This window comes from Paraburkholderia oxyphila NBRC 105797, from assembly GCF_000685075.1.
Taxonomy (GTDB): domain Bacteria; phylum Pseudomonadota; class Gammaproteobacteria; order Burkholderiales; family Burkholderiaceae; genus Paraburkholderia; species Paraburkholderia oxyphila.
In genome coordinates, this window is record NZ_BAYD01000017.1 from 20,485 (window position 1) to 28,517 (window position 8,033).

The window sequence follows — 8,033 nt, forward strand, 5'->3', positions numbered from 1 at the left end:
AGTGGGTCGAGTAGCGACCACTGCTTCCATAGCGAGACGGCACACTGGATCTCCCTTTAACTGGAAGGAGATCATCATGGAAACGCAGAATGGTCGCGCCGGCAACCGTGTGCCGTGGAACAAGGGCAAACTCACCGGTCAGAAGCCGCCGTTGAGGCTTCCGGAAATCTGGGCAATTCGCACTCGGCTCCAGATGTCTTCGAACATTCGCGAGCTGGCTATGTTCAATCTCGCAATTGATAGCAAACTTCGGGCATGCGATCTGACACGGCTGCAGGTGCAAGACGTCTGCCAAGGCACCCACGTCGGATCGCGCGCAATGGTAATGCAGCAGAAGACGCAACGACCGGTTCAGTTCGAGATCACGGAACAGACTCGTCAGAGCCTTGACGCATGGATTCGGGCGCGGGGATTGAGGTCTACCGACTATCTGTTCCCAAGCCGATTGCGTGCGTCGCCCCATCTGTCGACACGACAATATGCCCGAGTGGTTCACCGGTGGATCGCATCGATCGGACTCGACGATACGGCGTACGGCACCCACACCATGCGACGCACCAAGGCTTCGTTGATCTACCGGCGCACGAAGAACCTTCGGGCGGTGCAGCTACTGCTCGGGCATACCAAGCTGGAAAGTACAGTGCGCTACCTGGGCATTGAAGTCGACGACGCCCTCGAGATGGCGGAGCAGACCGAGGTCTGACGGCAACATGGCCGGCGAGCGGCCGCTTGCCGGCCACGAAGAGTCGTTCGATTGAAATTTGCGACTGGCCGCTCTCGGACTCACATGAGACGCCGCCCGATGATGATCTTACTTTCGCACCTGGCGCCTCCCCCACTGCCCTCATGCGCTATTGTTGCTCGCTCCGGTCAGGAATACTCGCTTCCGATAGGGACCGCTCAGTTTTCGCTTCGACATGCGATACGAGATTCGATCCCCGACATTCGTAGATCGAGAAGGCTCTATCAGGCGACGAAGTCGGAACATATCTTGGTCTTTACCAAAAAGTAGCAGAGCTGTGAGCCACGGAATCCGACAGGGCCCTGGAGACGCAGCGCCGTTTGGCGGTGCAGAATGCCGACGAATGTGTCCCGGTCTTCATTTACCTAGAAGTGGCAAGTGGCAAGTTGCACGCCGTCAGTCGGAAATCGAACAGCCCGTCTCGGGCGACAGGGCGGAGCTCGATTTGATCTCAACCGCGGCATCGTGGTGTTGGGGGCGACGCGCACACCAGGATGTTCGCCCTGCGAATCTTGACATAACAGCGGAACCGTCAAAAATTCGTGTCCCTCCGGACTCCCGGCCGGTGCATCGAACGGCTGGCATTCAGGTGCGCGCCCAAAGTCCAACCTGTGATTCCGTAAATGAACCCGTAAAGGTTACGTGTTATGGGACCACGCGATTGCACAACAGGCGAAAGTTCCGGGCAAGCACCCGATACCAGCACGCCATCCGGTAACCAGGGGCCATGAAGCTCCGTCATGCGTTCACCTGTGCAGTGACGCAGCGCGATCGGAACGGACAGTGCCAGCGCACACCGTGCGTGGCGACCTTCGCCAGGCGTCCGTGCCGATGGCCTCTATCTGCCGTCGCAGCGACGAGGTTCAGGCGGGTGGGACAGATGGGGCATTCGCAATGCGAATATGGGAACTTTCGACAAATTCCCTTTATCGAACCGCGCCACAGCGCCCCTTGAAACTCCGATAAAGGCCCCAAGATCGCCTCGACAATCAAGCTCTCCGGAAGCCTCCATGCCCTACAGAAAACCGCAACGGTAGTCCGCGGCTCGCGTCAAGACGTTGCTGCTTCCCATGGCCCGCAAAGAAGCTGCGACTCTCATACTGCGCACGAGACTCAATCTTGAGAGGCTGCGCAGCGGCGAGACCGATCGCCCGCAGATCAACCATCTGTTGCAGATCTGCTTCATTACAGCATTCGTCACACGGGCCGGATACGGGCAGCTTGCGATCGAACTTTTCGGCCGGGTCGAGCGCGAACTTGGCGAGCTCCTTGTCGAGTTCGATGAAGCGCAACGATACGCTTGCCGCGATACGCTGGTGGAAGCGATCACTCAGGTTGTAAACGAATATGACCGCATGCTCGGTGCGGTCCGTCTTGAGATCTTTGCCAGGGCCAGCGATCATCTTGAAAGGCTCATGGCGGCGGCCGCGAACGACGAACCGTCTTCCGCTAACGTTCGCAAGAGTTCGGTAACTCCTCGATAACATGCAGCACAGAGTGCGGTGCAAAAGCCCCGTCACCCAGACCGTTTGCGAGGGGCCCCCGACCATTTCCGTGGCGTGATGAATACCGCCGCTGAGCGGTCGCCGCAACCTGGCGCGTTTCATGAGCGCGGTGCAGCTTTGTCTCAGCGGGTCCACACATAGATGCTCGACGGGACTGTCTGCATCGTCGACGGTTCGTCTCCACTTCGCGGACGATATCGTGCCCCGGTGGATGCACGGGCAGCCCCGCTGAACCGAATGAGGCCGGGTTGCCGCCCGCACTGACATCGCTGCGTCACCACACGCGCCACGCGAACTTCCCACACATCAACAGCGCGGCGGGTTCGAAAGACAGGCAGCCGGCATCGCGACCGTCCATGACCTGACAGACTATCCGGCCGGCCAAAGAGGTCTGCCTGCAGCGCTGCACACGGCGTGGGGAACGGCGAAAACGTTCCCCACGGAACGCGATGATAAGGCCCCGCCGGTTACTTCACCCAGTGGCAGACCCGGTGATGGTGGTGATCCCAGTGGCAAACCTTGTGGGAATGGGCTTCGGCGAGTGCCGGTGCAAGAACGGCAAATGCGACGGCCATCACGGTCAGTGTCTTTGCAACGTATTTCATCGTTTCCCCCTGTAACGAAACAGCAGCCAACCATTTGGCCACCAATATGTTAACGCCAATACCAGTCAGCGAGTTTACCGAACGCGCGTGACACGACGCAAACGGTGTAACGGCCGGTCACCAGGCAACCACGAACACGGGCGAGGGGAGCGAACCAGGCACCTGGTCGAAACGATGCCAACCCGCACGATGCCGGACTTCCGTCCGAAACCAGAAATCGGTCGTGGTTTTTGGCGTCCTTGATCCAGTTGGGTGCGCGTTCCCTCCCCGACCAGGTCGCGCCGCTCAACGGGTCACGATACTTTGCGGGCGAGACGCTTTCCGGAATTGGACTGCTTCCGCGGCGACGGCCAAAAATCTCCTGCTCCGTGAATCCGTACTCCGCGACCCTGGCCCGGATATCATCGAGAACAGTCGGAAACTCCGCCTGACGGGAGGCAGTCATCTGAATCTCAAGTTCGGCCTGAACTTGCCTCGCGACGGTGCGCCTGCATAGACTTGCTACGCGACTTGATCTCCCGAACTGCGACGTGTGTATGCATGGCCGCAGAGGTAGCCCTGCTGCCTCCTTTTTTGGGGTGCCGTAAAAAGCGTCCATGAATATGGAATCGGCGGATATCCCGATGCGCAGTGAAACCGGACTGCGCGAGCAGTATGCGATCCTTCAACGGCGCGGTTTGCAGCTGGAAGGGTATGGCGGCGTTGGCCTTGGCAGCTTCGCCATCGACTGGTGCGCGAATCAGGTGCACGCGAACCAACGCAACCGTCTAAGACTGGATTGCGACGTGAAAAACGCGAAGCTCTGCGCCTACTACGAGTCGCCGGGTTTTGCGCGTGTAGCAACCAAGGCCATCTCTGCTGACTACGTCGCATCACTTTACGAGCGATTCGTGCCTTGAATCCGTTTTGAATGAAGTCCGCGCATCGAGCTGAAAGACCGCTTCGCGCATTGGTGAACGTCGCTTAAGTGTCGGGAAGCGACGGCTGAATCGGATATCGCGTATGGCACGAGCCCTCTTTCGCCGCCGGCGCTCGAGGAGAACCCGCGCGCTCCCGTGATTGCGTTACCCATGCGGCAGCAAAGCCCTGTTCAATGACACGCAGTCTGCAGCACAAATGCCATGGCAACTGCGAGGGAGTCGTTTCCTCCCACGCTCCATCGCCGCCATTTCCGACGAGTACGGATTGTGAACGCCTTTCTGAACATCTTGAGGTCGACATCGCCTCGCTATATGCAGGTCAAGCGTAAGCCACAGCATGTCGTGAGGGTTTTCATCGGACACGGCCTCGCAAGGGGTTCGTTTTGCTGCCACTCACCGGTGCCTCGATCGGCTCATGTGCCTGACCCCCGCCATTGACCGGCAACACGGTCGAAATGGCATGCTTGAAGACAAGTTGCACAGCCGGGCCAGACTCCAGCAGAACGGCAAACTGGTCAAAGGCAGTCAGTTGACCGCTCAGTCTGATGCCGTTCACGAGGAACACGTTGACGGTGGTCTTGCCCCTTATGAGCGTCTGCAGAAAGTTGTCTTGTACGCTGGGCGTGCGGTCATGTTCTGAGGTCAACTCGACAGGTCCTTCGATTCTATGGACGATAGCAGAAGCCCGAAACGGCAGTCTCAAGACCGCCGCACCGGGCATGGCATGACGACCAGGACGCCTTTAAGCAGAATTAGGTTTCCTGATCAATAGGGTCAGGACGTTGACCCCGGCTGTGGCCAGGGCCACCCCCTCTTCTCATCGGGCGCATCCCACTCCACAGACGGCTCGACCCTGACCGACGCCTCGGCCGGACTCGTCTCCCCTGCGGCATCGCGCGCCGGTTCGTCCAAAGCGCCGCGTTTCATCTCGGGGAGCCCGGCTCCAAACCATTTCACCTTCGTCTGCATATGGGCGACATAGGCTTTCCAACCGGAAGGGTTGCGATCAAACAGGTCGCGTCGAACGGTCGACGCGAGCACCTTGCGATTGAGGTCTGTCTCGAGCAGTTCTTTGGGCCACCGGAAAAACGCGCTGGTGACGCGTGCGCCGAACTCGGCCGCAGTCATCCCCGGTGCGACCATCCGGAGGAACTCAAAGGCCTGCAGCGATTCCTGTTCGGCAAGTTGTGCGACCGGCATGTCCGGTTGAGCTGTTCTGGACAAACAGTTCGAGGCTTCGAGCATCTCCCCGAGGTGAAGCAGCAGTTCCCGTCTATCAAATCGGTCGTCCATTGCAGTATCTCCGTGCATGACGCAGGATAGACCAATCGACCATCGGAGAGAAGCGATCGAAACGCTCGCCGTATCGTTTGTTCCGGATGCCCGCGCGTCGCGCGCATCGGTCAAACTTATTGCGTAGTGTTCCGCTTGCAGTCGACAGGGAGTCCTCCACATGAACCGCCGTTCTCTTTTCGTTCGATCAGGGCTCCTTCGCCCATGACAGCGGCACAGCATGCCCTGGCACTGCGATTACCGGTGTTGCACTTTCCGGCTGCTCATGTAAATGTCGAAGAGTCCACCATGCAGACGGCACAGCTGTTCGCGCAGGCCGACAAGTTCGTGCTGGTCGCCTTCGCGCTCGCGTCGCAGCATCTCGCCCAGCAGGGCCGTCGCGCGGGAAGGCTTGTGCTCACGCCGCACCCGTGCCTCGGCCAGCCGGCCCGCGAGTACCGGTTTGACCAGGATCAACCAGGCTGGAAAAAAGCGGAAGTCGTCGCTGTCGCCCTTCCCCGGAAACTCGGCATCAAAGCGGCGGCGCAACGCGTCAAGCGATGCGTCACCCAGCACCGGCAATAACGCCACGAACCGTGCAGGTGCCAACCACGCCAGTTCCGCGAGCAGCGGCCACGCGGCATCAAGGCCATCCGCCCGGTAGCACGCCTCGGTCATCCATGCGAGCGGGGCCGCGAGGTGCCACCACGACTCGATGCCCTTGACGCATTCACGGGCGGCTTCCCAGTCGCCGGCCCTGAGCCACAGGGGCGCCGCGTGGCAGTCGTCGGCGGCGGCAGAAAATGGCAGCGCCGCAGCCCGCAACGCCAGCGAGCGCCAGAGCGACGCCACCCACGGCTGCACGGCGTGTCTGGGCAGCACACGAACCGCGGCTGGCACCACCTCGTTTGCGAGGGCGCGACGCGCCACCGCCAGGGCCTCGGGGTCGGCAAAGCGGACGACGGACTCGGCTTCGAGTGCGTCCACCAGCACTGTCAACGCCGGCAGATCAACGTCGTCCGGGCATTCGCCAGCCAGCGCCTTCAACGCGGAACGCGCGGATGCCGTATCGCGCTGCTGCAGGCACTCCGACACGTCATTGCGCAACATGACGTCTCGGCTGTCGGCGAAGATATCGAGCTGTTGCATGGTCCATGCGCCCCGAATGTGAACATCACGTCTGGCCAGACTAGCGGATTTGACCACGCTACGGAAGCTGCAATCCGCATGACGTCCCGTTTCCGCTTCACGGAAGAGCAGACTGGCATCCTGTGCCCGCTGCTCAGAACAGCTCCTGCTGTCGCACGTCGCGCGGTGGCGCCAGCGAGACCTTCGCGCGGCGAGCGGTGCGGCGGCGCTTGACCCGCCGCACGTGCGCCACAAGCTCCGCGTTACCGTCAGCCCCGTTCATCACGAGCGAAAACAGCCCCACCCCATCCGGCAGGCTTCCGCGCAATGCGCGAAGCGAGACCCGCAAGGCGAGGCGGCGCGCACGATCGAGCATCTGGGCGCGGCTCATCCCGGGCCAACATGTCGCGATGAACTGCGCAACCGGAAGCGGAAGTGACTCGGGAGCGTGTCCGGCGGGAAGCGCAAGAGCAACGAGTTCGAAGCGAGCAGGCATGCGAGGGAATGCGGGAGTTTGCGGTCCACCGCGTGCACGCACGGCGCCGCGTCTATCCTGGCGGAAATCGTGATTCCGCGCAACGCAGACACGCGATGCACCGGGAGATTAAAGCTGTCGCCGGCATTGCCCGTTGCGTTGCCTGAATCGCGACAGGCATCGAAGGGTGCACGTCGTGAATCGCGCCGCCAGATCGTGTGTGCGTACGGGCAAAAACGCCGGCAGAGCGAACGCCTGCCGGCTGCTGCAGCCGATAGACCGGACGCAGCGGGCCGGCGTCGCCAGAGCGGGCGTCGTCAGCCACGACTGGATTGAGCGTTACTGTGCTGCCACTTCAGGCGTAGCAGCGACCTCGACCGCTGCCGGTGCCTTTTTCGTGGCGACCTTGCGCGGTGCACGCGTCTTTTTCGCGGGCGCTGCGGCTTTACGTGCCCGCACACCGTCGGCCGATGATGCTGCGCCGCGCGCGCGGGCCGTCTTCGTGGCGGGTTTTTTCGCAACAGCCGTTTTCACGACCGCCTTTTTCGTGACGGATTTTTTCGCGGCAGCACGCTTCACCGGTGCCTTTTCCGCAGGAGCCGATTTCACCTCCGCAGCCTTCGTGTTCGCGCCTGCGCCAATGAGGAATTTCGAACGGTCCTTCGCGCCGCTGATCCAGGCCGGCGCGCGCCCGCGACCGCTCCACGTCGCGCCCGTCTTCGGATCGGCATATTTCGGTTCAACGTGATGGACGCCTGTTCGCGGGGTTTTCGCTGCACCTGCCGCGGCCAGCGCAGATGGCTTGCGGCCGCGCTTTTTCCCGACAAAGCTCTCGATGTCGGCGACGCTCAAGCCGTACTTGTTCATCAGGTCACGGATCTTGGTCAGTCCGGTTGACGACTGCTTTTGAGCGACCGTTGCCGCCTGCTTCTGAAGCTTTGCTATCTTCAGGTTGATCGCATCCAAAGTAACCATTGCCTTCGCTCCTCTTTTAGGGTTTTCTGTTTTTGCGATCCTGAAACTTCCCTGGTACAGCGAAGTTCATTCTGGCCCGTCACAATTGACGCCATCGTCGCGACGCTGATTATGGCGTCAATGATCCACACGTGCAAACTGAAAGCCCCGGGACCGGCGCTCGAGCGCCGGTCCCGGGATCAGTTCGATCCTTGCTATCAAGGTTACTGATCCCGGAAATCCTCTATTCTGCTCCGCGGTAATGCATCACGTAGAATGCATTTCCCCTGAACCCCTGCACACACGTTATCTGGTCGATGCACACCGTGGGACCGGAAATCGCACGACACACTACCAGTATCTGCGACCGGAATGTCTGCCTGCCGACGATATTGTGATAGCCCCCCGCACGGAAGCACTCGCACTTCATCA

General features: G+C 60.7%; 9 protein-coding genes and 1 pseudogene. 3 read left to right on the top strand and 7 right to left on the bottom strand.

All coding sequences use genetic code 11. The annotated features are described in order from the left end of the window. The first annotated feature begins 76 nt into the window (after positions 1 to 76). Positions 77 to 703, top strand: coding sequence for a tyrosine-type recombinase/integrase (locus BO1_RS14080; RefSeq protein WP_028218094.1), 627 nt, complete (start codon positions 77 to 79; stop codon positions 701 to 703). A 1,109-nt stretch (positions 704 to 1,812) separates the two neighbouring features. Next, positions 1,813 to 2,226, top strand: coding sequence for a hypothetical protein (locus BO1_RS59110; protein ID WP_156992250.1), 414 nt, complete (start codon positions 1,813 to 1,815; stop codon positions 2,224 to 2,226). Between the two features lie 488 nt (positions 2,227 to 2,714). Here BO1_RS59110 and BO1_RS60200 read toward each other — a convergent pair whose 3' ends face one another. After that, the gene (locus BO1_RS60200; protein WP_167338345.1) at positions 2,715 to 2,852 is read right to left on the bottom strand and encodes an HHHH-motif protein; all 138 of its coding nucleotides are present in this window, start codon (positions 2,850 to 2,852) and stop codon (positions 2,715 to 2,717) included. A 202-nt stretch (positions 2,853 to 3,054) separates the two neighbouring features. Continuing rightward, positions 3,055 to 3,297 (bottom strand): annotated as a pseudogene (locus tag BO1_RS61120) (H-NS histone family protein); the annotation flags it as partial. 151 nt (positions 3,298 to 3,448) lie between these two features. Here BO1_RS61120 and BO1_RS51045 point away from each other — a divergent pair. Further along, positions 3,449 to 3,751 (top strand): N-acetyltransferase, encoded by a 303-nt coding sequence (locus tag BO1_RS51045; RefSeq protein WP_156992251.1) that lies wholly within the window; start codon positions 3,449 to 3,451, stop codon positions 3,749 to 3,751. Positions 3,752 to 4,124: 373 nt separating this feature from the next. On the opposite strand, the gene hfq is transcribed toward BO1_RS51045, so the two are convergent. From hfq to BO1_RS51055, 5 genes are all read right to left on the bottom strand, one after another. Further along, entirely contained in the window at positions 4,125 to 4,418 is a 294-nt protein-coding gene (gene hfq, locus BO1_RS57490; protein ID WP_084687957.1) for an RNA chaperone Hfq, read from the bottom strand. A gap of 128 nt (positions 4,419 to 4,546) precedes the next feature. Further along, positions 4,547 to 5,065 carry a hypothetical protein gene (locus BO1_RS14100; RefSeq protein ID WP_028218097.1) on the bottom strand — a complete coding sequence of 173 codons (519 nt, stop codon included), beginning with the start codon at positions 5,063 to 5,065 and terminating at the stop codon, positions 4,547 to 4,549. Between the two features lie 237 nt (positions 5,066 to 5,302). After that, a complete protein-coding gene (locus tag BO1_RS14105) occupies positions 5,303 to 6,193 on the bottom strand; it encodes a hypothetical protein (protein WP_043284827.1) in 891 nt (296 codons plus the stop codon). Positions 6,194 to 6,326: 133 nt separating this feature from the next. After that, positions 6,327 to 6,548 (bottom strand): hypothetical protein, encoded by a 222-nt coding sequence (locus BO1_RS61125; RefSeq protein WP_245643793.1) that lies wholly within the window; start codon positions 6,546 to 6,548, stop codon positions 6,327 to 6,329. 438 nt (positions 6,549 to 6,986) lie between these two features. Next, positions 6,987 to 7,622, bottom strand: coding sequence for an H-NS histone family protein (locus BO1_RS51055; RefSeq protein WP_043284830.1), 636 nt, complete (start codon positions 7,620 to 7,622; stop codon positions 6,987 to 6,989). Between the last annotated feature and the right edge of the window lie 411 nt (positions 7,623 to 8,033).